Origin of the sequence: Flavobacterium sp. N2550, from assembly GCF_025947265.1 — a bacterium.
GTDB lineage: Bacteria > Bacteroidota > Bacteroidia > Flavobacteriales > Flavobacteriaceae > Flavobacterium > Flavobacterium endophyticum.
The window spans coordinates 2541467-2567049 of record NZ_CP110007.1 but is presented as its reverse complement, the minus strand read 5'-3'; the positions used below and the strand labels follow the sequence as shown (position 1 = coordinate 2567049).

General features: G+C 41.2%; 20 protein-coding genes and 1 tRNA gene. 14 read left to right on the top strand and 7 right to left on the bottom strand.

All coding sequences use genetic code 11. The annotated features are described in order from the left end of the window. Positions 1 to 2 precede the first annotated feature (2 nt). The 10 genes from OLM56_RS11325 (at position 3) to OLM56_RS11280 (ending at position 13416) form a co-directional block, all read left to right on the top strand. On the top strand, positions 3 to 1457 hold the full coding sequence (locus OLM56_RS11325) for an LptF/LptG family permease (protein WP_264527044.1): 1455 nt from the start codon (positions 3 to 5) through the stop codon (positions 1455 to 1457). Further along, entirely contained in the window at positions 1457 to 2593 is a 1137-nt protein-coding gene (ribB, locus tag OLM56_RS11320) for a 3,4-dihydroxy-2-butanone-4-phosphate synthase (RefSeq protein ID WP_264527043.1), read from the top strand. Before OLM56_RS11325 ends, ribB begins: the two co-directional genes overlap by 1 nt. A gap of 157 nt (positions 2594 to 2750) precedes the next feature. Continuing rightward, a tRNA-Ser gene (locus OLM56_RS11315) sits at positions 2751 to 2835 on the top strand. A gap of 192 nt (positions 2836 to 3027) precedes the next feature. After that, complete coding sequence (locus tag OLM56_RS11310) at positions 3028 to 3405, top strand: hypothetical protein (RefSeq protein WP_264527042.1); 378 nt, start codon at positions 3028 to 3030, stop codon at positions 3403 to 3405. A gap of 700 nt (positions 3406 to 4105) precedes the next feature. After that, positions 4106 to 6082: a tetratricopeptide repeat protein gene (locus OLM56_RS11305; protein ID WP_264527041.1), complete on the top strand. Its 1977-nt coding sequence runs from the start codon at positions 4106 to 4108 to the stop codon at positions 6080 to 6082. A gap of 6 nt (positions 6083 to 6088) precedes the next feature. After that, positions 6089 to 6838, top strand: coding sequence for a LytR/AlgR family response regulator transcription factor (locus tag OLM56_RS11300; RefSeq protein ID WP_121376348.1), 750 nt, complete (start codon positions 6089 to 6091; stop codon positions 6836 to 6838). A gap of 151 nt (positions 6839 to 6989) precedes the next feature. Further along, on the top strand, positions 6990 to 8102 hold the full coding sequence (locus OLM56_RS11295; protein WP_264527040.1) for a hypothetical protein: 1113 nt from the start codon (positions 6990 to 6992) through the stop codon (positions 8100 to 8102). Positions 8103 to 8254: 152 nt separating this feature from the next. Further along, on the top strand, positions 8255 to 9439 hold the full coding sequence (locus OLM56_RS11290) for a hypothetical protein (protein ID WP_264527039.1): 1185 nt from the start codon (positions 8255 to 8257) through the stop codon (positions 9437 to 9439). Positions 9440 to 9457: 18 nt separating this feature from the next. Then, entirely contained in the window at positions 9458 to 10234 is a 777-nt protein-coding gene (locus OLM56_RS11285) for a T9SS type A sorting domain-containing protein (protein ID WP_264527038.1), read from the top strand. Positions 10235 to 10494: 260 nt separating this feature from the next. After that, positions 10495 to 13416, top strand: coding sequence for a PQQ-dependent sugar dehydrogenase (locus OLM56_RS11280; RefSeq protein WP_264527037.1), 2922 nt, complete (start codon positions 10495 to 10497; stop codon positions 13414 to 13416). 163 nt (positions 13417 to 13579) lie between these two features. Here OLM56_RS11280 and OLM56_RS11275 read toward each other — a convergent pair whose 3' ends face one another. From OLM56_RS11275 to OLM56_RS11255, 5 genes are all read right to left on the bottom strand, one after another. Next, positions 13580 to 14956: a T9SS type A sorting domain-containing protein gene (locus OLM56_RS11275; protein WP_182493596.1), complete on the bottom strand. Its 1377-nt coding sequence runs from the start codon at positions 14954 to 14956 to the stop codon at positions 13580 to 13582. A 379-nt stretch (positions 14957 to 15335) separates the two neighbouring features. Further along, entirely contained in the window at positions 15336 to 16712 is a 1377-nt protein-coding gene (locus OLM56_RS11270; protein WP_264527036.1) for a T9SS type A sorting domain-containing protein, read from the bottom strand. Positions 16713 to 17573: 861 nt separating this feature from the next. Beyond that, on the bottom strand, positions 17574 to 18173 hold the full coding sequence (locus OLM56_RS11265; protein ID WP_182494006.1) for an HD domain-containing protein: 600 nt from the start codon (positions 18171 to 18173) through the stop codon (positions 17574 to 17576). A gap of 158 nt (positions 18174 to 18331) precedes the next feature. Next, the gene (locus tag OLM56_RS11260) at positions 18332 to 18826 is read right to left on the bottom strand and encodes a hypothetical protein (RefSeq protein WP_264527035.1); all 495 of its coding nucleotides are present in this window, start codon (positions 18824 to 18826) and stop codon (positions 18332 to 18334) included. Between the two features lie 162 nt (positions 18827 to 18988). Beyond that, positions 18989 to 19843, bottom strand: a complete 855-nt coding sequence (locus OLM56_RS11255; RefSeq protein ID WP_264527034.1) for a helix-turn-helix domain-containing protein — start codon at positions 19841 to 19843, stop codon at positions 18989 to 18991. A 194-nt stretch (positions 19844 to 20037) separates the two neighbouring features. On the opposite strand from OLM56_RS11255, the gene OLM56_RS11250 reads away from it, so the two are divergent. The 4 genes from OLM56_RS11250 (at position 20038) to OLM56_RS11235 (ending at position 23564) form a co-directional block, all read left to right on the top strand. Beyond that, the gene (locus OLM56_RS11250) at positions 20038 to 20448 is read left to right on the top strand and encodes a VOC family protein (protein ID WP_182493600.1); all 411 of its coding nucleotides are present in this window, start codon (positions 20038 to 20040) and stop codon (positions 20446 to 20448) included. 42 nt (positions 20449 to 20490) lie between these two features. Then, positions 20491 to 21327, top strand: a complete 837-nt coding sequence (locus OLM56_RS11245) for an AraC family transcriptional regulator (RefSeq protein ID WP_264527033.1) — start codon at positions 20491 to 20493, stop codon at positions 21325 to 21327. A gap of 85 nt (positions 21328 to 21412) precedes the next feature. Beyond that, the gene (locus OLM56_RS11240; RefSeq protein WP_264527032.1) at positions 21413 to 22597 is read left to right on the top strand and encodes an MFS transporter; all 1185 of its coding nucleotides are present in this window, start codon (positions 21413 to 21415) and stop codon (positions 22595 to 22597) included. A 58-nt stretch (positions 22598 to 22655) separates the two neighbouring features. Then, positions 22656 to 23564, top strand: a complete 909-nt coding sequence (locus OLM56_RS11235) for an SDR family oxidoreductase (protein ID WP_264527031.1) — start codon at positions 22656 to 22658, stop codon at positions 23562 to 23564. Positions 23565 to 23688: 124 nt separating this feature from the next. On the opposite strand, the gene OLM56_RS11230 is transcribed toward OLM56_RS11235, so the two are convergent. Beyond that, on the bottom strand, positions 23689 to 24150 hold the full coding sequence (locus OLM56_RS11230; protein WP_264527030.1) for a hypothetical protein: 462 nt from the start codon (positions 24148 to 24150) through the stop codon (positions 23689 to 23691). Between the two features lie 89 nt (positions 24151 to 24239). Then, on the bottom strand, positions 24240 to 25370 hold the full coding sequence (gene chrA / locus OLM56_RS11225) for a chromate efflux transporter (RefSeq protein WP_264527029.1): 1131 nt from the start codon (positions 25368 to 25370) through the stop codon (positions 24240 to 24242). Positions 25371 to 25583: the final 213 nt, after the last annotated feature.

Here is a 25583-nt window from a genome sequence, read left to right as displayed (position 1 = left end):
CGGTGAAAATTCTTGACAGATACATTCTAACGACATTCCTCAAAACATTAGCTACGGTTTTTGTAATCCTTTATTTCATCTTCATCCTGCAAGCTGTCTGGCTCTTTATCGCAGAATTAGCAGGGAAAGACCTAGATGTACTGCTGATCGCAAAATTCCTTCTTTTTTATTCGCCAAAGATGATTCCGCTGGTATTACCTCTTTCGATATTGCTGGCCTCCATCATGACATTTGGTAATCTTGCCGAGAATTATGAATTTGCTGCCATGAAATCTTCTGGAATTTCATTGCAAAGAGCTATGAAAAGCTTGATGGTCTTTATCTTTCTATTAAGCATCATCGCTTTCTTTTTTGCCAATAACGTTATTCCTGCCGCTGAATATAAGTTCTTGAACCTCCGAAGAGATATCGTACAGACCAAACCCGCAATGGCTATTGCAGAAGGACAGTTTAGCGATGTAGGAGAATATAACATCAAAGTCAATAAGAAATCAGGCGATAAAGGCGAAAAGCTGGAAGGCGTTACGATACACAAAAAAGCAGCGAACGGTATTGGAAATAACGTCGTAATAAAAGCCAAAAATGGAGTGCTTGTCAATCAAGAAGAATCCAGCATGCTTCAGCTGATCTTATTCAATGGTAACTATTACGAAAACATCATTCCCAAAAAATACGAAGAGAGCAAAAGAGTACCTTTTGTCAAAGCGTCGTTCAAAAAAGACATCATTAATATCGATTTGTCAAAACTGAATACGGTTGAGGACGAATCCAACATCACAAACACAAATGCCATGCTCAATGTGAGCGAGCTTACCTATACCCTAGATTCATTGCATAAAAACTATGATAAAGATTTGGTTTCTTTTGCTGAAAACATTTATCAAAGAACCGGAATCACGAGTTTTACCAAGCCGACGGTCACTATCGAAAAGCCTAAAAAAACTTCCGATACAGCCGATCTTCTCAGCCTTTTGTCTGCTACAGACAAATCACGAGTATTAGAAATTGCCAATAGCAATTTAGAAAGCTCCCGATTTTCGATTGACGGTACCAAGCAAGAAATAGACCTAAAGCAGAAGAATATTAACAATCACTGGCTGGCTCTTTTCGAAAAATTCGTAATTGCCTTTGCCTGCCTGCTGATGTTCTTTATCGGCGCTCCTTTAGGTGCAATTATCCGAAAAGGAGGATTAGGCCTACCAATCGTATTTGCCGTCTTGATATTTATTACTTTCCATTTCATCAATACTTTTGGAAGGAAACTGGCCCAAGAAAACGGAATACCTCCCTTCTTAGGCTCTTGGATGTCTTCCTTCATTTTGTCTCCTTTGGCTATTTTATTGACCTACAGAGCTACAAACGACATTGGATTGATCAACATGGATGTAATCCTTACACCTATCCAAAAAGGATTCCAAAAACTATTTAAACTAAAAAACAACAACACACCTAAATAATGTCCGAAAATAAAATTACGCAGTTAAATACTATAGAAGAAGCAATTGAAGATATCCGTCAAGGAAAAATCATTATTGTTGTCGACGATGAAGATCGCGAAAATGAAGGCGATTTTATTGCCGCCGCCGAAAAAGTAACACCTGAAATGATCAACTTTATGGCTACCCACGGTCGCGGACTTATCTGTGCTCCTCTGACCGAAGCACGTTGCAAAGAACTAGACTTAAATTTGATGGTCACGAACAATACCGTATTGCATGAAACCCAATTTACAGTTTCTGTCGATTTGATCGGCCATGGCTGTACGACAGGAATTTCTGTACACGATCGTGCAAAGACTATCCAGTTTTTAGTCGATGACAATACCAAACCAGAAGATTTAGGACGTCCTGGTCACATTTTCCCTTTAAGAGCAAAACAAGGTGGCGTTTTAAGAAGAACAGGCCACACAGAGGCTGCAATCGACTTAGCGCGTCTAGCTGGATTAAAACCAGCCGGAATTCTTGTAGAAATCTTAAACGAAGACGGTTCTATGGCGCGTCTGCCGCAACTGTTGGAAGTAGCCAAGAAGTTTGACCTGAAAATTGTTTCTATTGAAGACTTGGTTGCTTACAGAATGCAGCATGATAGCCTTATCCAAAAGAAAGAAGATTACGAAGTGGAAACTCGTTTCGGTACATTCAGGCTAAGAGCCTACCTCCAAATAACAAACAAGCAGGTGCATATTGCATTGACAAAGGGAAGCTGGAATATCGGCGAATCGATACTGACAAGAATCAATTCTACTCAAGTCAACAATGATATCTTAGGAACGCTTACCAATGATCCGGATCAGAAATTAGAGAACATGTTCAAGAAGATCAATGAAGAAGGCAAAGGCGCTATCTTGTTTATCAACCAAGAGATCCAGCCTATCGAATTGTTGAATCGTATCACTGAACTAAAAGGATTGCAGGAAAAAGGAATTTTTAAAGCGCCGCAAGTAAAAATGGACAATAAAGATTTTGGTATAGGCGCGCAAATCCTGCATGATATCGACATCACAAACATCCGATTACTATCCAATTCAGAACAGACCAAACGTGTCGGAATGATAGGATATGGCCTAGAAATTATGGAATATGTCGAATTCTAGAAAAAACACAGAAAATTATTTTTCCTGTAACGTCTAGAAAATGAAATAATTAAAAATGTTGCCCAAAAAATGTTTTATTTTTAATGATAAAATGTTTTGAAACTCGAAAAAGGTTTCTATATTTGCACTCGCAATCAGGAAATGAGAGCAACATACTGGAGAAATGGCAGAGCGGTCGAATGCGGCAGTCTTGAAAACTGTTGACTGTAACAGGTCCGGGGGTTCGAATCCCTCTTTCTCCGCTGAACAGGCAAAACGCTGTAAAACTTATGTTTTATGGCGTTTTTTGTTTTGTAGCAGTATCAAAGAAGTTCATAAAATGGTAGCACCTTTCTTTTATGAAATTACATTCAGAATCCCATACCTAATCACAATCTTAACACAAATTCCATTGTATACTGTGCGCATGACTTATCTTTAAAAAAAGTAAAGATATGTCAGCTAAAAACAAGAAGTTATTTGGGGTTTGGATGGATTCCCACAATGCAACCATAGTAGGAAATTCAGAGGAAGAAGAAAAAGTGTTTGCTGTTATTGGGCAGATCAAAAACGCAGGCCCGGATAATAACTCCAACGAAAATGCAGCAAACAATCAGGAGATTGCCCTAACACAGAAATTCTTCAAGGAAATTGCCAGTCAAATGCCAAACATTGATGAAATCCACATAACAGGAACTGGGCAGATCCAGGAACAGTTTATGAAGTATCTGGCAGAAACACCACAATATAAAAATGTGGTAGCATCAGACAGTACCTCCAATAAAATGAGCGAAGAAAATCTGCTGTTGTTTATCAAAAAACATTTTAATTAAGTTTAAAACGACTTTGTGCTACCGCAATTGCATGCTTTAAAAAAGTGGACCGGATATTCCAAAAGGAAGAACACATATTTCTTGAACTTCGCCGTGAGTATGAAATATTTAGAGAAAGCCGTATTTCGTACCACTCAAAATTTTATCCGGGCTTTTAAATCCTATACCTGCATTATGCAGTCCAGTTCACAAAATATCTGTCAAAAAGCATAAAACCTGCGAACTTCAAAATTTGCAGGTTTTTCTGTTTTATGACTTACCCCTCTTCTACCTCCAAAATTTTCAAAAACCCACAAAGTTTACGAGGCAATTCTGTGGCCTTTTTTTGGAGCTGCTACCTTTTTTATTATTAGAAATTAAGGCTTTTTTTTATATCAATAAACTTAGAAACAAAAGACTTACTTGGAAAACAAGGAAGGAAAACCGCCCAATTGAGAATATTATTAAAAAAATTAAGCCTGTTTTAATTTCTGTTTCCTAAAAAAATATTCTTTTTTATTCTCTATATTTGGGCATTAATATCATAGTTTTTTGTCCCATGCATAGGATTATTAAGATAACTGTCCTACTTTTAATTGGTTTCTTTTATTCAAATTCCTATTGCCAGGATGATATTGATTCCCTTAAAAATATAGGGGGCACTAAAGTCAGTTTTGAAACCCCTTACATTTACGAAAATTAAACCCCGATTGCCATTACAATGTTTAAAATCCCCAAACTGCTAGTTCTAGCTTTTTCCATCCTGTTTTTTTCGAGCAGCTATTCGCAAGACAAGACTATTGATTCGCTGAAAATTGTCCTTAGGAACACAAAGGTCCATGATACTACAAAATTACAGGCAATATCTGATGTCATGGATAACTACTATTCACTAGACGACAAAAATTATTACTACCTTAATACTATATTGGGCAACTTAGCCCTGAAAAATTATAAAAAAGGCAATACCTCCAAAGAGCAAATAATATATGCCGAATGGCTTGCCGCGCATTATTCTATTGTAGCAAATCGATATTCCCAAAAAGCGATGCCCGAAAAAGCATTGGCTTACCACGACAAAGCTATTGCGATTTTAAGATCCATAAAATCCTATGATGAAATGTACGTAGTTTCTTTAAACAAAGCGGCATTTTATGCTAAGATGGAAAAAAACAAAGAGGCAATTCCGCTGATTTATGCGGCTCTTAAGTTTTATGAAAAGGATCCTGTGAAGTATGCCGAGCAAATGTCCTATGCCCTGACGATGATGGCCAATGTGTATTCCAGCCAAAACCAATACGAAAAAGCCATATCCTATGACCTGAAAGCTATTGGTTACTATGATGCTTTTTATGCCAAAAACTCAATTACTCACACTCTTTACCTTAAAGCCTTGTGTTATGGCCATATTGCGTTCTGCTACACACGGATGAAGGAATACAATCAGAGTATTATTTACAATAGTAAAGCGCTGGCTATTACGAAAAAAATAGGAGCCGATTCGCAGACAGCACAAGCGTTGGCAAGAATGGGAGAGGCACACACAAAGCTTGGCCATTTTGAGGAAGCAGAAAAATTATACCAGGAAGTTCTTGGAATAAAAAGCTTAACTGTAGAAAACGACAACCTGTCCATTGCCATGTCTACGCTGGGTCTTGGGTTGCTGTATTTTGAAAAAGGAGATTTAGACAAAGCCAACTTATATTCCGCCAAAGGTTTTGCCTTGAGCAAAGAAACGGGTAACATCGCTCTTCAAAAACAAGGCGCCGATTTGCTATATACGATAAACATCAAGACCAAAAATTTTGAGAAGGCCCTCGAGATGTATAAATATTATGAGAAGATTGTCGACTCAACCCAGATACTCGAAGCAAAAGGTGCTTTTGAAAAACAGCAGCTCCAATACGACTTCGAGAAAAAAGAACTAAACTACAAGCTCGTTTCCCAAAAGAAAGCGGCTGTTAAGAATAATTGGCTTATTGCACTTTCCGGCGCGATTGTAGTGCTGCTGCTAGGAGTTTATTTCTATTACCGAAATAACAAACAAAAACACGCCATAGCCGGACTGGAGAAAAACCAGATCAAGCAGAAGCTTCTGATTACGCAGATGAATCCACATTTTATCTTCAATTCCATTGATAACATCCAAGGGCTCATCCACGATAAGAAAGATAGCGACGCGGTAAATTACCTGTCCAAATTCTCAAAACTGACAAGGCAGATCCTAGAGAATTCCAATGAAAATTACATTTCATTATCCGAAGAAGTCGAGATGATCGAGAACTACCTTTCCATCCAGCAGCTGCTGTATTCCAACAAATTCGACTATAAGATTGAAGTAGAAGATGCCATCGATACCGAAGCCATATTGCTGCCGCCAATGCTGACTCAGCCATTTATTGAAAATGCCATCAAGCACGGTTTGGGCAACAAGGATAAGAACGGAATGATCGAGATTCACTTTTACCTGAAGGAAAGCAAACTCTTCTTCGAGGTTTCGGATAATGGAAAAGGCTTTGATGCCGAGAAGAAAGTGACCAACCACAAATCGCTTGCAATGACCATAACGAAGGAACGTCTTGTAAACTATACCAAAAATGCCGACTTTATCGTGCAGGCAGATAATATAAAGGATACCAATGAAAATATTGTTGGTGCCAAAATTAGTTTTGAAATCCCGTATATTTACGAAAATTAAAAGACCATGTTAAGAGCCGTTGTCGTAGACGATATCGAAAATATCAGAAAGAAGAATATTGCCATCATCAAAGCCAGTTGCCCTAATGTTTCAGTAATCGGGCAGGCAGATTCTGTAGAATCCGGAATTGAAGCCATTAAGCAGCTTTCGCCGGATATTGTTTTTCTCGATGTTGAAATGCCAGATGGTACTGGTTTCGACCTGCTTCAAAAACTTAAACCGATTAACTTTAAGGTGATTTTCATTACGGGTTATGAGGATTTTGCGATTCGGGCCTTCCGCTTTTCAGCTATTGATTACCTGTTAAAGCCGTTGGATGCGTCAGACTTGGTTGATGCTGTTAAGAAAGCTGAGGAAGCCCTGAGCAAGGAAGTTTTTGACATGAAACTAAGCAATCTGTTCTCTAATCTCGAAAGGCCGAAAAACCTGCAGAAGCTAATCCTGAAAACGGCCGATAAAATTTACTCGGTCAATATCCAGGATATTGTCAACTGCGAATCCGATAAAAATTACACCACTTTTAATTTCATCAATGCGCCGAAGCTTATTGTTTCTACCAATCTTAAGGAATATGAAACGATGCTATCGCCCTATAATTTTTTCAGGTCACACCAGTCACACCTGATCAATATGGCATATTTCGACCATTTCATCAAAACCGATGGAGGAAATACGATTATGATGAAAAACAAAACGGCCATACCGCTTTCAGTCCGTAAAAAGGAAGAATTCTTGGTCTTGCTCGAAAACCTTTAGGTCGAAAATTTCCCTAAAACGAATTTCCTTTACTATCCTACGAATTTCCTCCAAAAGGAAACGTATACACATTGCCTAAAATTTCCATTCCATTTTGATTTATGTTTGACCTGTAATTAAAAAAGTACTAACTTTTAAAGACATTAAAAACATGAAACAGATTAAAACCAGTGCGATGATTGTTGCACTATTATTTTCCTTTACGGCAGCCAATGCGCAACTTTTGAATAAAGTTACAAAAGCAGCCAATACTGCCAGCAACGTGGTTGAAGGTGCCAAAGGTGTCGACAAAGTAGCAAAAAAAGTAAAAGGTAAAGCAGCAGGTGGCGGATTCGCAACCGGATTAAAGTTAGACTGGAGTATGTATAAGCAGACACCTGCCATAACTTTTAACTCACTTCTTTATGGAACCAGAGACGGAAGATGTGCTGACTATACCGGCACCTTTATTCCGAATAAAACGGCAAACGGAAAAGCAGTAGACTATACCGCAGACCAGTCGGAATATTTAAGAATCAAGGTTTATAAAGACGGCGAATACATGAACTATTTTGAATATGACGGACACCAAGTTTTTGATGACGGTAAGAAGACAAAGTTTAATGTGCCAAGTAGCCGTTACAAGCGTGATGGCGAATGGGTTGGATGGTCAGAATCGTTCATAACAGACTGGGGTCCGGGTAATTATAGATTGGATTTTTATGCTGGAGACAAAATGTTCTACGCTTTCGACTTTGAACTGCACAAGCTGGTAAACGATGACCCGTATGGTGCTATAAAAGATATGTTTGTTACGCGTGGGCCATGGAATAATTTTGCCTATTTGAATTATGCAGATACAGGAAATTTGGTTTTTGGGTACTATATCACACATGAAGAGTTTAAGCCGTTTCCTGCAAACAGCAAAAAAACGACCAAGAGTGTAAAGTGGTCGGTAAATATGTTTAAAGACAACAAATTGTATGCACAGCATTATGGAAATGGGCCTAACCAAGCTCAGGTAGAACAAGCCAAATGGAACGAAGTTTCTTGTGCTTTCAAACTGGTTAATAAACCAGGGGAAATCAAATTTGCTGATCTTACCGATGGCGCTTATAGAATTGAACTTTCAGTTGAAGGTGAAAGCAATGCGAGGATCTACAAATTTACAGTTAAAGATAAAAAAGTAGTGCAAATACCTGAACAAGACAGAACTAAGAATACAGACCCTACCCGATTGATCGAAGGATGGAATGACTATTTCTGGTTGAAGCTTGAAAAATAGAGACAATAGTAGCTTTCAAGACCAAAAAGTGAAAGCTAATGCCTCAAATTTTTAAATAAAATAACTTCCAAAGCAACAATTATTAATAAAAAAATTGTTGCTTTGAGCTCGTTAAAAAAAATAAAATACCAACTCTATTATTTTAAGACAAAATGAAAAAACAATTACTTCTTATCGCAATCGCGGGCTTGTTTACCTCGATGGCCAATGCAGCTGATTTGTATGTTAGGGCATCTGGAGCAAATGGTGCTTACACTACTGTATCTGCAGCTATAACAGCAGCTGCCAACGGTGACCGCATCATCATCCAGCCAAAAACCGATGGCTCTGCCTACATTGAAAACTTGACCATCAACAAATCGCTAACTTTCGTTTCCGAAACCAATTACAACAAGTATTTCATCAGAGGAACGATAAATATCAATCCGGCTGCAGGACGCGTGGTGACGATAAGCAACTTAAATTCCGGTAGCTTTACCATTTACAACGTAATTGCAACAGGTCCAACAACTGGCGGAAGAACAACCATCAATCTGTTCAATTGCAATTTGAACAATGTGGACACAACCCAAGCGAACACGACCACAAACATGTCTGGATGTACTGTTGGTGGCTATGTGTTTTTTTCGCACGGAAGAATGACCGGAAACAGAGTGCAGAGAATGACGGCCTACAACACTTCTTCTGATACTTCCCTGGCAGCTGACGATGTTGAAATTATAGGAAATTCAGCCTCTTCCGTAATTGCGAATCAACAGACCAGCTATAATTTTAAGTTCTACAATAATTTTACGTCAGGATTTGGAGTATACGCAACCAAAGCAGGCGGATCCAACGAAATCGTAAACAATACAGTGTATGAGCCTAATGGCGGAGACGTAGCGCCAATTTATATCACCGGAAATGGCAATCCGGGCAGTGGCGGAAACGTTGCCATCATGAACAATGCGATTTCTTTTGTTGTGGCCCAAACTAATACCTGTATCTATTCCGATAATATAGCAACAGTAACAGCGAGCTATAACGTATCTACAAATGCCTTTGTAGTAGAGGGAACAATCACGCAAAGCAACAATACGGGATCTGTCAACATGAACTTCGATAATACAGCTTATACGGTTACAGGAGGCAATGTAAATGCAGGAAACCCTGCGGTACAATATACCGATTTAGATTTAACCAGAAACGATGCCGGGCATTACGGCGGTTCCAACAGCTGGGCGAATTACTTTCCAGCGGACAATGGCGGAAGGCCTCAGGTAAACTATTTTATCACCCCTAGAACCATTTTAAGCACCAGCACATTAAATGTAAGTGGATCAGCTTATTCTAAATAATTCGTAATTTAAAGTAAGATGAGAAAATTTATATATACTATAACTGCAGTATTGACAGTTAGCTTTTGTACTGCACAAAGCTCGATAACGCAGGCTGAATATTTTTGGGACACCGACCCGGGAGTTGGACTTGCAACTGCTGTCCAGGCTGCCGATGGTAATTTCAACAGTGCTTTTGAACGATTAACCAAAACAGGAATTACTGCACCAAGCGTAGGATTGCATAAATTCTGTATTCGAGTAAAAGACAATACTGGACAATGGGGACCTGTTTTTACGAACATTATTAATGTGGAACAGCCTGGTACGACATCTGTAATGTCAATATTGCAAGCCGAATATTTCTGGGATACCGATCCGGGAGCTGGAAACGGAACAGCAATTTTGGCCACTGATGGCAGCTTTAACAGTGCCTACGAACAACTAAGCAGAACCGGAATCGCATTGCCTTCCGTAGGCTTGCACGTATTCAATATCCGTGTAAAAGACAACACGGGTCAATGGGGACCAGTTTTTAGGAACGTTGTTTCAGTACAGAATTCTTTGTCTACAGACGATTTTTCGCTTGCTAACTTAGTGGTTTATCCAAACCCGGTAAGGGATGTACTGAATGTTTCGTTTGATAAAGAAATCAGAACCATCACTGTTTTCAATACCTTAGGGCAGCAGGTTATGGAAAGACAAGTAAACGCTACTGAAACAGTTATTAATGTTTCGAGTTTAACATCAGGTACTTACTTTGTAAAGGTAGCTGCCGATAACGCCTTTAAAACACTAAAAGTTATAAAAGAGTAGTACGTTTTTTTATTTTGATTACGCCTCAGTTTAGGTATTTTACAAAATAGTAATCTAACTAACTGAGAAAGAATATAAACTTATAATTATTGATAGATGAAGAGACAACCTGTTGGTTGTCTCTTTTTTTTTTGACGGTAACGGCCAGATTATTTATTGAATTATTACAGAGGTGCCCTTTATTTTTTTTTAAACTAACATTTAGGGTATAAGAATATGCTAACTTTGTTTAACCAAACCTACTAATTCATTAAATCGCTATGAATCCAAATCTACCTTTCCGTTTTTCAAAACGCCTACACCCATTATTTTTAGTACTTACTCTATTTTTAATCAGTACTTGGCAGGCCCGCAGCCAATACATTACAGAAAACCTTACGCCTGCAGCAGTAATTAAGGAAGGACTGTCTTTAGAGCAGTCTTCAGACGGGCGAATATTTATAGCAGAACGCGGCGGTATCGTAAAAGTGTACCAAAACAATACCGTTTCTACTGTCTTTACAGTAACAACCGTTACAGACAATGAGCAAGGATTGCTAGGACTTACATTACATCCTGATTTTGCCACAAACGGTTATATCTACGTGTTTTATTCTGTCAATGATGGAGGCGTTATCAGGCATCGGATTGAAAGAGTCCAGATCAACAATGCTAATCAAGAAATAGGCAGGCAAGAAATCTTGCTACTAGAACCCATCGGCGGCGGATTCCACAATGGCGGCGATTTAAAGTTCTTTAACGGCTATCTTTATGTGACAGTCGGTGATAGCCAGCAAAACACCAATTCCCAAGATTTAGATACGTATAAAGGAAAAATACTTCGAATCACCGAAAACGGACTGCCAGCTCCTGGAAATCCGTTTTATGGAAGCGGTTCTATACAGCGACAAAGCATTTGGGTATATGGTTTCCGTAATCCGTGGAGGCTGATTCCCAATCCTACAGCTAATAAATTGTTTGTCTTGGATGTTGGAACTTCATGGGAAGAAGTAAATGAAATCAGCAATCCAACCATCCGCAACTATGGATGGGGACACCCGCAAGGCGGCGACGGAGTACAGACCGAAACGAATTTATTTACCAATCCGATATTTACGTATGCGACAGGGAGCATAGGAAACGCACTGACAAACGGAGTGCTTTATAATCCTGCAACGCCTCGATATCCAAATCTTCAAGGAAAGTTTATATTTAAGGACTATGTAAGGAATGAAATCCGAGCTTTTGATCCGACAATCGCAAATCCGGTTTCCAACGTATTCTATACTGCGCCACAGCAATATGCACTGGGCATGATGCTCGGAAATGATGGGTATATCTACTATTGCAGTTACAGCAACACAGGCGATTTGATCAAGCTGAATTACATTGAAACTGCTGCTCCAACCATAGTCGACCATCCTGTTTCGCAAACAATAATGGAAACCTATCCTGTAACCTTTAGCGTTACCGCTAGCGGAGTCGGACAAACCTACCAATGGCAGTTTAATGGCGTAAATATAACCGGAGCAACTGCAGCCAGCTATACCATTCCGGCAGTGACTATGGCAAATGCAGGCAGCTATTCGGTTATAGTTTCCAATTCCGCAGGAACAGTAACAAGCAATTCTGCAATACTAACGGTAGTACCGTTTAGCAATAGACCACAAGTACAGATTATCGCCCCCTTGCCTACTTTGACATGGAATGCCGATGATGTGGTTCATTTTGAAGCCACAGCAACCGATGTGGAAGACGGAGTATTGCCTGCCAGCGCTTTTTCTTGGAGCATCGACCTGTTTCATGAAGACGTTCCTGGTTCAGGACATTCGCATCCAGGTGCCAGCCCTCAAGGTGTCCGATCAGGAAATTTTACAGCATCAAACCAGGGCGAAAAGACACCGAATGTCTGGTACCGATTTACGGTAACGGTAACAGACAGCAACGGACTGACTGCTACGGCATCTGTAGATATTGATCCTAATCTGGTGGATATCACGACAACCAGCTCCCCTGCTTTGCTAAACTTAGAATTCAATCAAAAGCCAATAGTAGCGCCTGCTACAAGACAAGTTGTTGCCAATGCCAATTTGCAGACACTCAATGCGCCAACGCCGCAATATGCAGGCACTACCCGATATGACTTTGACCATTGGAGCCAAGGCGGAGCCGCTAATCAGACATTTCAGGCACCTGCCACAGGCACTGCTACATTTACGGCATTCTATACTGCAACTCCCCTACAGACTGCTCCTTATCAAGGCATTGTAGCCCAGATTCCGGGTATCATAGAAGCAGAAAACTACGATATTGGCCCTGCTGCTTATTTTGACACCAACGGTGGCGGTGATAACGTCTACAGGCCAGGCGACGGAGTGGGAACAGAAGCCTGCAGTGAAGGAGGTTATAATATTGCGTATGTAGCTACAAATGAATGGCTCAAATATACGGCGCAAGTAACTACTACAGGCAATTACAATATCAGCTTCAGAACCTCAACTCCCTATAATGCCAAAACATTGCATCTTGAAGTCGATGGTATCAATGTGACTGGATCTGTGACGATACCAAACTCAGGAGGCTTCCAAGCATGGCAAACCGCTACAGTAACCAATATTCCTTTAACTCAGGGTGTTCATGTCATCACCTTGCATTTTGAAAGAGCCGATATTAATATCAATAAGATGGAGTTTGTACTTGCTGGAGCAACTGCAGCCCCAATCGCCGATTTTGAAGTAAACCCACAGATGGGATGCATCAACGCAGCCGTTACTTTCACATCGGTTTCTATAGGAACCGTAGATACTTATGCATGGGACTTTGGCGCTGGAGCGCAGCCGGCAACAGCAACTGGAGTCGGTCCCCATCCTGTACTGTATTCGACAGAAGGCACTAGAGATGTTTTATTAACCGTTAGCAATACAATTGGCAGTAATACAAAAGAAGTCTCCTATATGGTGCATCACTGTGATCTTGGTGTTGAAATTCCTGAAGAAAATTCAAATAAAATAAAAGTCTATCCAAATCCGTCAACAGGAATATTCCAATTATCAAAAGAACTAGAATGGACCGTATTTTCAGCCCTCGGCGCTAAAATAAAACAAGGATCCGGAAATCTGATTGATATTTCAGAGCATGCCTCAGGAGTATACTTTCTAAAAACAAATGAAGCCAATAAGGCGATACATATTATCAAATTATAATAGATACTATTAAAGTAGAGTAAAGAAAATGCCAGTTAAAATCTATTGGAAAGTAGTTCTTTTTCCACAGACCGAAAGGTAATGTAAAGTAAAACGCCGTAAAACAAATGTCTTACGGCGTTTTTTGCATTATACTCTATCAAAGAAATTCATTACGAAGTTTTTACTGTTTTACGATTTTCAGGGTCTGTGTATTAGCAGCAGAGGCAACCTTTACCAAATAGGTTCCTGGTGACAAAGCAGACAAATCAAGTGCAGCTTCATTGTCCTGAATGGACTTGCTGAATACTTCCTGTCCTAACAGATTATAAATAGAAACCATAGTAATTCCCTGCTCGTAAGAAAGGTGAAGTAATTCTCTGACCGGATTGGGATAAGCGTTGACTTTCGTGGCTGCATATTCATTTACGGCTAAGGAAGTACAGATAATAGGTGTCAGTGTATTTTTGTTGGTATTGGTTCCGTCTCCCAATTGCCCCAAAGTATTTACCCCCGTTGCATATAGAAAGCCATCGCTATTCATTATCTGCGAGAAATTTCGTCCTGCAGAAATCAAGGTCTTGTCTGCATTGGTACTTATCAGGGTAGGAATAGTGATGTTGGTGGTGCTGGCTGTTCCATGGCCCAGCTCACCAGTTTCGTTGTTGCCCCAGCTCCAAAGACCGCCGTTTGTTTTCAGGGCAAGAGAATGGTCGGATCCGGCCACGGCCTTTGCCCAATCATTATCTGTTCCTATTTGAGTAGGTGTCACGGCTGAGGATGAGTTTCCTAGGCCTAATTCTCCATCACTTCCAAATCCCCATGCCCAAAGCGTTCCGTCTGTCTTGATACCTAGGCTATGGGTATGTCCTCCGTCTATGCTTTTCCAGTTGGTGGCTGTGCCAATCTGTGTAGGTATTTTTTTGTTAGTATTGGTGCCGTCACCTAATTGGTGTGTACCATTCCATCCCCATGCCCAAAGCGTTCCAGTGGTCTTAATAGCAATTGAGTGAGCGCTTCCGGCTTCGATAGCCAGCCAATCGGTATCGACGCCTATCTGGACGGGTTGATTTTTATTGACAAGCGTGTTGTCGCCCAGTTGGCCTTGGGCGTTGTCACCCCATGTCCAGAGAGTACCATTGGTTTTTAGGCCTATGCTAGATCCTCCTAGTAATCCTGAAGCGGCACTGATATTTTGCCAATCTGTTGCGGTTCCTATCTGAACAGGAGATTGTTTGGAGATATTTGTTCCATCTCCCAGTTGGCCAAATAGATTGGTTCCCCATGCCCAAAGTGTTCCATTGGTTTTTATGGCTAGGGAAAAATTATTTCCTGCACTGATTTTTTGCCAGTCGTTTGCTGTACCGATCTGTACGGGCAGGTTTTTGTCTACTGTGGTACCGTCTCCCAATTCGCCGGTGCCATTGTCGCCCCAAGCCCAAAGCGTACCGTCAGTTTTTAAGGCAAGTGTGTGGTCTGTGCCTGAACTTATGGTCTGCCAGCATTGTGCGTAGTTTTGTAATGATAAAAAAATAAAAAAAAGGGTAATTGTTTTCTTCATGCTTGCTGTTTTTCGGTCTGAAATTGTTTCAGAAATTGTTGGTATTTAAATGATTATTTTTCTTGCTAAAAGCGAATCTTACCCAATTTAATATTTTGTAAAAAGAGTAGTACCTAGCATTTTCAGTACAAAAATTAAGAAAATAAACAAAAAAATTTCGGCGAATGAACAAGTGTTCCTTTTTTAGATATAAGCGTTGGCTTTCGATGTACAATCGTTTTTTGGAAATAAATAATGGGTAAAGAAAGCGTCTATCAATAAAGTTTGATTCCTCTTTTCCACAGACTGAAAGGTAATGTAAAGCAAAACGCCGTAAAACAAATGTCTTACGGCGTTTTTTGCATTATGCTCTATCAAAGAAATTCATTAAACGAAGTTTTTACTGTTTTACGATTTTCAGGGTCTGTGTATTAGTAGCAGAAGCAACCTTTACCAAATAGGTTCCTGGTGACAAAGCAGACAAATCAAGCGCAGCTTCATTGTCCTGAATGGACTTGCTGAATACTTCCTGTCCTAACAGATTATAAATGGAAACCATAGTAATTCCCTGCCCATAAGAAAGGTGCAGTAGGTCTCTGACCGGATTGGGATAAGCGTTGACTTTCGTGGCTCCAAATTCATTTACGCCCAGGGCAGTACAGATAACAGGCGTAAGTGTGTTTTTGTTGGTGTTGGTCCCATCTCCCAATTCTCCATCAGCGTTGAAACCGGTTGCATACAGAAAGCCATCAGCATTCATTATTAGTGAGAACTCTCCCCCTGTTGAAATCAAGGTCTTATCTGCATTGGTATTTACCTGTGTAGGAACCGTTATGTCAGTAGTGCTGTTTGTTCCGAGGCCCAGTTCACCGCTTTCATTTTTGCCCCAGCTCCAAAGGGTGCCATTGGTTTTCAGAGCAAGGGAATGATCGTCTCCTGCTACGGCCTTTGCCCAATCATTATCTGATCCTACTTGAGTAGGAACATTGATATATAGTACCGTTCCCAAGCCCAATTGTCCTTCACTTCCAAACCCCCATGTCCAAAGCGTCCCGTCTGTTTTGATACCCAGGGTATGATTTCTTGTAGTGTCTATGCTTTTCCAATTGGTGGCCGTGCCAATCTGTGTAGGTGTTAATTTGCTAGTGCCGGTACCGTCACCTAATTGGTATGAAACATTATTTCCCCATGCCCAAAGCGTTCCGGTAACCTTAATAGCTACTGAGTAGCTGCTTCCGGCGCAGATAGCATTCCAATTGGTATCAGTCCCTACCTGGACAGGTTGGTTTCTGCTAGTAAGCGAGCCATTGCCCAGCTGACCTGATGAGTTGAAGCCCCATGCCCAAAGTGTGCCGTTGGTTTTTATGGCCAAGCTATGTCCCCCTAATGTTCCTGCTGAGGCACTGATACTTTTCCAGTCGGTTGCGGTTCCTATCCGAACTGGGTAATATCGGCGAGTATTGGTACCATCCCCCAACTGGCCTAAGGCGTTGTTTCCCCACGCCCAGAGTGTCCCATCGGTCTTTATGGCTAGGGAAAATCTTGTACCCGCACTGATTTCTTTCCAGTTGTTTGCTGTGCCGATCTGCACGGGCACGTTCTTGTCGACATCCGAACCGTCACCCAATTGGCCGACTCCATTTTCGCCCCAGGCCCAAAGCGTTCCGTCGGGTTTTATGGCAAGTGTGTGGTCTATGCCTGAACTTATGGTCTGCCAGCATTGTGCGTAGTTTTGTAATGATAAAAAAATTAAAAAAAGAGTAATTGTTTTCTTCATGCTTGCTGTTTTTCGGTCTGAAATTGTTTCAGAAATTATTGGTATTTAAATAATTATTTTTCTTGCTAAAAGCGAATCTTACCCAATTTAATCTTTTGTAAAAAGAGTAGTACCTAGCATTTTCAGTACAAAAATTAAGAAAATAAACAAAAAAATTTCGGCCAATGAACAAGCGTTTCTTTTTTAGGTCTAAACGTTGGCTTTCGATGTATAATCGTTTTTTGGAAATAAATAATGGGTAAAGAAAGCGTCTATTAATAAAGTATCAAGAAAACAGAAGTTACCCAGATTCTGGCCTCTTTCGTTATCAAGAAATTATATGTAAAGTCAATTACTCCTTTACTCAGAAGAATGAGTACTGCATCCTGTCGGTTCAGTATTGCATGGAGCAGATGCAGAATAGCACATACTCCTTATAACACAACATAGTGACGGTGCTATACAGCAACATACACATGAAATATAACATAAAATTGTTGCTTTATAACATGTACTAGTATGTCATACTACATGCAGTAGATGTATTAGTACATATAGATGATGTTATACTACAAGGAATATTTACTGGGCTACACCTGACAAACATTATATTACATAATACTGATGTTATATAACAATAATCGTCTGTTGTGCAACATAGAACTGATGTCATGTAACACGATAAAGATACCATACAACAAGAAGTGCTTGTTACACAACATAAGACTAATGTAATATAACAAACACTTCTTGCTTATAGCACTATATCAATTCCTGGCAGAGCTTGAGACTTTTAGGCTTTTGCCCTCTCCCAATACTCCCAACTTTATGACTTTACAGCTTTCCACTATCAACTATCCATTAAAAACTATCAACTAACAACTATAAACTATCCCTCCGAAGTATCCCCTTCTCCACACTCTCTTCTAACAAACGCTCCGCATAGTTCCAAATAGAAGTCGAACCGTTTGCGATTGCTTTTTTCTTGTCGTAAACCGTGTGGTATTCGACATTGAATTCGGCCCAGGTTCCGCCATTGTTGCTAGAGTTCTGCAATAAAGGTTCAAAGCGGTCCATGGCCCTGGCAAATTTTGCCTCATCGGTCCTTCCCTCTTCAAACTCTTCCCAAACCGCTATGAAGTCTTGCGCCTGCGCTTCCGGCAATAGTCCAAAGATTCGCTTTGCGGCCAGAAGCTCCTCCTCCGTATTGGTATGATTTTTTGTAGTATCGTAGATAAACGTATCGCCTGCATCGATTTCGACCAGATCGTGGATCAATACCATTTTTACGACCTTAAGCACGTCAATCGGCTTGTCGGAATGCTCCGCCAAGACCAGCGCCATTACGGCCAGATGCCAGCTGTGCTCCGCATCATTTTCATGCCGGTCGCTGTTAAATAATTTTGTCCGGCGCTGTATGTATTTTAATTTATCGATTTCCTTGATAAAGGCGACCTGTTGCAGCAAATTGTTTGTATCCATTACGTTTCGAGTTATGCTAGTAGCGCAAAGCCAAGACAAAACAATTGGTTATCTTAAGCTTTGTTGTTGATAATCATCGCTGCAAAGGTACAGTGATTCGCGCGGAGGCAGCATAGCAATTCCCTTAAAATTTCAAGTCCGTTTTATAAAAATGTAGCTTATACGGCAACCGTGCTGTTGCTTTTCTTTTGCTTTCTAAATTGATAGACAAAGCCCGCAATAAAAAGAATAAGCAAAACAAGAAGCGTCTTTCCGATAATAGGATCGCTGCTGTCTTTCGCCAACGGATGTCCAATCGGAACGCGGGTAAACGTTTCGTTAACGGTAGGCACAAGCGATAAGAAAAAGCTAAACGACAGGCAGAAGTTTTCAAAATGACGCGCCCTGCCGCTGCTTTTCTTTTTAGAGTAAAGAAAATAGGCTTCCACTACAAGCAACATGATAAACACCGAAAAAGCATGTCCCGCATTCAGTCCGCCATGTTTTGAAATGCCCAGCGACGTCAGCGACGTAATAAGGGTTCCATAAAAATATATTTTACCGGATAAGGCGCCGAGATAGATCTTACCGTATTTGACAAATCCTACGATGGCCGCAATAATGGCCGCAATACCGATAACGGTATGAAAAATTCCTAAATTTGAAAGTCCCATTTTATCTTATTTTAAGTTAGTAATGACGGGACAAATGTCTATCAGAATAAACAGAATCATTTAGCGGATCGGTTCAATTGTTTGGCAATTTGGTTCACCAAAAAAGCACCCTTCCGATAGATCAGAAAGAGGCTTAAAAGAAGATAGTTTGCTAGGTACTTATTACTTGCTGTTTTGCTTTTGTCGGTAAGCTGTAGGCGAAACCTTGTATTTGCTGGTAAAGCTTTTGGTGAAATTTGCAAGGTCATTAAACCCGCAATCAAACGCAATTTCAGTAATGCGCTGGTCAGACAGCAAGAGCAGTTCGGCCGCTTTCTCCAGCTTTTTGGCTTTGATGTAGTTGGCGGGCGTATCGTTGTATATCTTAGCGAATTCGCGTTTGAAGGAAGATACGCTTAGGTTGTTCTGCTGTGCCAGTTCTTCAATCGTGAGCTGCGAAAACAGGTGCGCTTCGATAATCTGCTTAAACGTATAGGTAGTAGGAGAAAAAAGCTGCGATAAGATAAGCTGTATCGCTTCGGCATTCTGTGTCTGCGATAGCAGCAGTATGATTTCCTTTACTTTCAGGATCAGGATGTCTTCGTTGATCAGGGACGGATTCTCGAAATAAAACAGCAATCCTTCGATGTATTTTTGGATCAGGAAATCGTTGTTTATCTTTTCGCTGGATTGGTTAGAGATGGCATTCTTTGGTGCCTGAAGCACTACCGGCAGTTCCCTGTCGTATATTTTCTTTAATATCTCCGGATAAAAAGTAACGATCACAATCTCGCAATTGCTTTTCGGATGGGAATGATGGAGCTGCTTTCCGGACTGGATGCAGTTCAGCAATAAAGAATAGTTCGTCGGAATGTTGAGCCGCTCGTCATCGATCTGGTATTCGACGTCTCCTTTCAGCACGTATAAAAAGCAAGCCTGTTCCGTGACCGGAAAATCAAACTGGAAGGGCGGCGTCAATGCAATTTTTTGAAGCAGGGTCTTGCCGTATAGATCGTGCTTTTTATAATCGTTTATCATAGCAATGTAGTGGCATCGTTTCTGCGTGTCCGAATATCAAAGATACGCTATAATTTAAGAAATCGGATTATCGGTGCCGATGGGTTTGCATTCCGACACAACAAATTCAGTCCGAAAGAAAAAAGCCAAGACTGCTGACAGACTGTTGTCATAGGGCACTATTACATTTGCGGCATAACTTTAAAACAGAAGAAATGAATTTCGTATCCATCCGCATTATTACCGATCGTTTAGACGAATTGGTAGCATTTTACGAACAGGTAACGGGCAAGACCGCCGTGCGCTATACTCCCGACTTTGCCGAGCTAAAAACAGCCACCGCCACCTTGGCTATCGGAAGCACCAAGACCTTGCTTTTCTTTGGCGGCGAGGCCATTGCAAGGCCCGCCCAAAACAGCAGCGTCATCCTCGAATTTAGGGTAGACGATGTAGAAAAAGACTATGCCCGGCTGGCAGCCTATCTTGAAGATCGTATCGTCCAGAAGCCTACGGCGATGCCTTGGGGGAATACCTCGCTGTTGTTTCGCGATCCCGACGGCAACCTCGTAAATCTGTTTACGCCTGCAACACCCGAAGCCATAGCAAAGTTTGACAACAGCAATTAGATTAAATTTGTACTTTTATCGCCCTAAGAAATTGCATAAAGCGTGAACCCGAAGCCTAAAATACTGTTGCATAAAGATGAATTAAAAAGCATTGGGATTGATATAAAGTCCTTATCGCTGCTTACAGATGTCACGCATCCTGCGCACAGGGACGATCATTTTATGTTTATCATCCAAGCAAAAGGGTCTTCGACATGGGAATTGGATTTCAATACGATAACCTTGGAACCCAATTCTCTTTGTTATGTTGCGCCCGGACAGGTGCATCGCAATATCAGTTCGGAAAAGCCGGAAGGATGGCTGTTTTTTGTCGATCCCAGTTTTGCCTTGCAACAGTACCGTGAAGTTTTTGATACCTTCTTAAACAGCAACCAATACCTTCTTTTAGATAAAAATGAGGATCTTTTTGAACTGGTTGTTCTACTGCAAAAGTGGCTCGAAAGCGGCGAAGCGCTATTAAAAGCGCAAATGCTCACTTCCCTGACCAAAACGATTGTGGGATGGATAGCACAAAAAATATTGACGATCAACGAAAAGCGCATTGATTTTGAAGGTTCTAAATACGTGATAACCGCAAAGTTCAAGCAGCTCATCCAGCAGAAGTTTCGAGAATACAAGCAGGTGAAGGAGTATGCCGACTTTCTCAACATCACGCCGCTCTATCTTAATGAAGCCATAAAAAAGATCACCGGATTTGCCGCCAGCTATTGGATCCATCAGGAAATTATATTGGAAGCAAAGCGACTGTTGCAGTATACCGACCTCAACATCACGGCTGTTGCGTATGAATTGGGCTATGATGATTACGCCTACTTTTCGCGCTTCTTTAAAAAGAATACGGGCACTACTCCGCTCCATTTTAGAAACAGAAAACCATGATTTGTCCAACTAATACCATGAAATAACAGCGTTATCCCCTATCCTCCCTGCCTAATTTTGTACCCGAAAGTTTAATTACAATAATATGGATACAATCATCAGCGGGGATACTACCAAAACCTCTTTTTATGCCGCGATCGCTCCGATTATCTTATCGGTATTCGCAATCTACCTTACCATCGGAATAACGCTGGGCATACTGCCCGGCTACATACAAAACAGCCTAGAATTCGGGAGCGTTACCGTGGGTATCGTTATAGGACTGCAAGCCTTGGCAACGTTATTGACAAGAGCCTATGCAGGCAAGACGACCGACACCAAAGGCGCAAAAGTCAGCACCCGTTTGGGGACCATTCTTACGACAACGACGGGCATCTTGTACGTTGCCTCTACCTTTTTTATGTCAAACGTATCTTTGGCGCTTGGGATTATCTTGGTCGCAAGGATGATTCATGGCATTGCCGAAAGCCTATTTCTTACCGGAGCCTTGACTTGGGGAATCGGCTTGGTGGGAGCCCAAAAATCAGGACGGGTAATGACCTGGAACGGTATTGCCATGTATGCCGGAATTGCGATTGGCGCGCCTTTGGGCATCGGAATGACAAAAATCTTCGGGATTGAAAGCGCCTTTGCTACCCTCGTGCTTTTGTCGATCATCAGCTGGCTTATTATCAAAAAGCTTCCTACCCTGTCTGTAGACTTAAGTCATGTTCGCACGCCTTTCTACAAAGTAATCGGCAGCATTGCCGGACAAGGATTGGCGCTGGCCTTTTCATCGATAGGATTCGCCTGTATTTCGTCTTTTATCGCGTTGTTCTTTGTCCAAAAACAATGGGGCGATCCTTCGCTGGCCTTTGTCTGCTTTGGAGTTTCGTATGTGCTTGTCAGGGTCTTTTTTTCTTCGTTTCCTGACAAATACGGAGGGCTTAAGGTAACCTTGTTCTCGTTGCTGATCGAAATCCTTGGACAGCTTTTAATCGGATTCTCTACTTCAAAAGTCATGGCCATAGCAGGATGCAGTTTGACAGGCGCAGGATTCTCGCTCATATTTCCGTCATTGGGCGTTTTAGCGATAAAAAAAGTGAATCCGCAAATGCGCGGCACCGCTTTGGGAGCGTATGCGGCCTTCTTCGACTTGTCGCTTGGAATCGCCGCTCCTATTGCCGGACTTGTAGCCAGCTGGTTCGATTACCAATCCGTCTATATATTCGGCGGAGTCAGCGCGCTGCTCGCCATCGTTGTCTTATTGCTTGGAAAGAACAAAACCTAAATCGGCACGAATGTGCTTTATTACTCTCAAATATCCACTAATCAAAAAAAACATACAAATGAAAATAGTCTTAACAGGTTCTCTTGGAAATATCGGAAAACCACTCACACGCGAACTGGTACAGAAAGGACATGCAGTAACCGTTATCAGCAGTACCCTTGAAAGAAAAAAAGAAATCGAGCAGCTGGGCGCACAAGCCGCTATCGGCAGCATGTTTGATGCCGACTTCTTGGCTGGTGCCTTTAAAGAAGCTGATATCGTTTACCTTATGGAAACTATGGAGGCGGCCGGAGATCTATTCGACAAGGAAGTCGATTTTATCAGCCGCATTACAGAAATTGGCCGCAACTATAAAAAAGCCATAGAACTGTCTGGCGTACAAAAAGTCGTACACCTGAGCAGTGTCGGCGCGCATACAGACACCGGAATCGGCATCCTGCTTTTTCACCATAACGTCGAAAAGCTCTTGCGTCAATTGCCGGAAGCTGTTTCCATCAAATTTATCCGTCCGGTCGGATTTTACATCAATATGTTCTCTTTTGTGCAGACCATCAAGTCGAAAGGTTCCATCATTTCAAACTACGGCGGCGATACGAAAGAACCGTGGGTATATCCGACCGATATAGCCAGCGCGATAGCCGAAGAAATAGACCGTCCGTTTGATAGAAGAACTGTGCGTTATGTCGCCAGCGACGAAGTGGCTCCCAACGAAATCGCCAAGGCCTTGGGGGAAGCCATCGGCAAGCCCGATTTGCAATGGCAGGTCATCTCGGACGAACAGCTGCTCGACAATTGGCTGCGCATCGGCTTTAATCCTCAAGTCGCCCACGGTTTTGTCGAAATGCAGGCCAGCCAAGGCAATGGCTCGCTCTATGAAGACTATTACCGCAACAGGCCGGTCTTGGGCAGCGTAAAACTGGCGGAGTTCGCGGCAGAATTTGCGAAAGTTTACAGTAATCTTCTCTAGCTATGAGAAGCACAGAATCAATATGTTATAATAAGCTACAATAGGCTCTCGTATCGTATGTTTCTAAACAGAAAATCCTGATGCAATGCATCAGGATTTTTTTATCTGCTTGTGCGAGGCTTACTTATTTGCCTTTTTTTCCATGTCCTTTTCCTTCCCCATGTCCTTTGGCTTTGCCTTGCGCCTTGTTATTACCTTTTCCAGGCTTAGCGCCGATAGTCTTTTGTGGTTTTCCCTTATAGCCTTTGGCATATTTTATTTTATGGGCTTTAAAATTTGCATAGGGAGTATTGCCTCTGTAATCTGTCAAAACAACCTTGTAGCCGCCATAAAGATCGTAGTTTCGATACGCCACAGGCAGTGTCCTGCCATGAATCCATTTACCCTTGCTGATATAGATATAGTCAGAGGTCTGTATGTCATAATAGGTTTCAATATCGGGAATATAATAATAACGGACATCTGTATAGCCGACAGGCCCCCACGCCGGAGGGTTTCCTATGTTCACATTGACATTTACCTGAGCTTGAGAAATCGCAGATATCAAAAGCAACATACCAAAAATTAATCTTTTACTACTTTTCATAAGCCAAAATTTTAAATTACTACTGTCCTGTTAGGAATTAAATTAGAAATCTGGAACTAAGATACGACATAATCGTATATGGCATTTATTTAAAATTGATATAATACAAAGCCCAGCAATGCGCCTCCCAATACAATCAGTGCACTATTGATATTCTTGAAGCGGAATACGACAAAAGCACTGCTAAGGGCAATAATAACGGTATCCGAATCATAAATTGTTTCTCTGCCCATTGCAAGGCATACTGAGGCTATAATGGCTACAGAAGCGACATTTACCGCATCGAGAAAAGCGGATAGCATTTTGGACTGACGTATTTTTTTCATCAGGGGATTGAGCAGCGCCACAAATATAAATGATGGGAGAAATATTGCAATGGTAGATACTGCGGCTCCCGTGAAGCCGTTAATTTGGTAACCAATAAAAGTAACAGATGAAAAAACGGGACCCGGCGTAAACTGACCTACAGCAATGGCATCCGTCAATTGCTGCCTACTCAGTAACCCTGTTGCTACTAATTCAGTATCTAAAAAAGCAAACAATACATAACCGCTTCCATACAAGATAGCGCCTATTTTCAGAAAGATGAAGAACAGTCGGATAGTTGTATCGGAGAATAAGCTACTGCCGCTTAGCTGTAAAAACAGAAACGGTGCAACGTTTTGTAAAGTAGATGTCTTTCTGCTTGTGAGAGAATAAAACACGACAGCCAGCAAGCCAGCCCCAAACATAAGGTAAATTTCATTGATATTGAACAGAGAGGCTGTCAGTACCCCGATACCAACAATTACTAAGAATAGTGATTTTAAGGATTTCCTTGCCAACGGATAAACTGCTCCGATAATTACTGCAATAATCGCAGGCTTGATGCCGTAAATAAAAGGCTGCACTTCAGGCAATTGTCCGTATTGTTGGTATAGAAAAGCAAATATACCCGTAATGAAAACAGCAGGAAGAATAAAGCTCAGTCCTGCTGCTAGCAAGCCTTTCCATCCTCCCTTCTCATAACCAATGTGTATAGCCATCTCGGTACTGTTGGGTCCGGGTATAAGATTGGTAGCACCGAGCAAGTCTAGAAAATGCTGTTCGCTCATCCATTTTCTTTTCAGTACGACTTCTTGCTGCATCATAGCAATGTGCGCTGCAGGACCGCCAAAGCCAATAAAGCCCAATTTTAGAAATAGCTGTATGATTTTTTTTATACTGACTTTAGCTTCCATTGTCTCTTTTCTTACCTGTGGAATATGCCGTCTTTAGGCATGCTAAAATAACTATAAAAGCTATAATAATTGTCTGTGCAGATCGTACTTTTTACTTTGATAATAATCGAATAGACAAACCAAGACTGCAAAATTGTCATCTTGCTTCTTTGGTAGTGCAACTGCTTTCACAATACCTTATTATTGTCTTTCTTATTTAAAAAGAAGCCTTCA

Coding starts and splice junctions, on each gene's coding strand:
- OLM56_RS11270 (WP_264527036.1), bottom strand. CDS start 16,712: ATGAAGAAAACAATTACTCTTTTTTTAATTTTTTTATCATTACAAAAC.
- OLM56_RS11295 (WP_264527040.1), top strand. CDS start 6,990: ATGAAACAGATTAAAACCAGTGCGATGATTGTTGCACTATTATTTTCC.
- OLM56_RS11305 (WP_264527041.1), top strand. CDS start 4,106: ATGTTTAAAATCCCCAAACTGCTAGTTCTAGCTTTTTCCATCCTGTTT.
- OLM56_RS11290 (WP_264527039.1), top strand. CDS start 8,255: ATGAAAAAACAATTACTTCTTATCGCAATCGCGGGCTTGTTTACCTCG.
- OLM56_RS11230 (WP_264527030.1), bottom strand. CDS start 24,150: ATGAAAAGTAGTAAAAGATTAATTTTTGGTATGTTGCTTTTGATATCT.
- OLM56_RS11300 (WP_121376348.1), top strand. CDS start 6,089: ATGTTAAGAGCCGTTGTCGTAGACGATATCGAAAATATCAGAAAGAAG.
- OLM56_RS11280 (WP_264527037.1), top strand. CDS start 10,495: ATGAATCCAAATCTACCTTTCCGTTTTTCAAAACGCCTACACCCATTA.
- OLM56_RS11235 (WP_264527031.1), top strand. CDS start 22,656: ATGAAAATAGTCTTAACAGGTTCTCTTGGAAATATCGGAAAACCACTC.
- OLM56_RS11310 (WP_264527042.1), top strand. CDS start 3,028: ATGTCAGCTAAAAACAAGAAGTTATTTGGGGTTTGGATGGATTCCCAC.
- OLM56_RS11265 (WP_182494006.1), bottom strand. CDS start 18,173: ATGGATACAAACAATTTGCTGCAACAGGTCGCCTTTATCAAGGAAATC.
- OLM56_RS11275 (WP_182493596.1), bottom strand. CDS start 14,956: ATGAAGAAAACAATTACCCTTTTTTTTATTTTTTTATCATTACAAAAC.
- chrA (WP_264527029.1), bottom strand. CDS start 25,370: ATGGAAGCTAAAGTCAGTATAAAAAAAATCATACAGCTATTTCTAAAA.
- OLM56_RS11285 (WP_264527038.1), top strand. CDS start 9,458: ATGAGAAAATTTATATATACTATAACTGCAGTATTGACAGTTAGCTTT.
- OLM56_RS11255 (WP_264527034.1), bottom strand. CDS start 19,843: ATGATAAACGATTATAAAAAGCACGATCTATACGGCAAGACCCTGCTT.
- OLM56_RS11260 (WP_264527035.1), bottom strand. CDS start 18,826: ATGGGACTTTCAAATTTAGGAATTTTTCATACCGTTATCGGTATTGCG.
- OLM56_RS11250 (WP_182493600.1), top strand. CDS start 20,038: ATGAATTTCGTATCCATCCGCATTATTACCGATCGTTTAGACGAATTG.
- ribB (WP_264527043.1), top strand. CDS start 1,457: ATGTCCGAAAATAAAATTACGCAGTTAAATACTATAGAAGAAGCAATT.
- OLM56_RS11240 (WP_264527032.1), top strand. CDS start 21,413: ATGGATACAATCATCAGCGGGGATACTACCAAAACCTCTTTTTATGCC.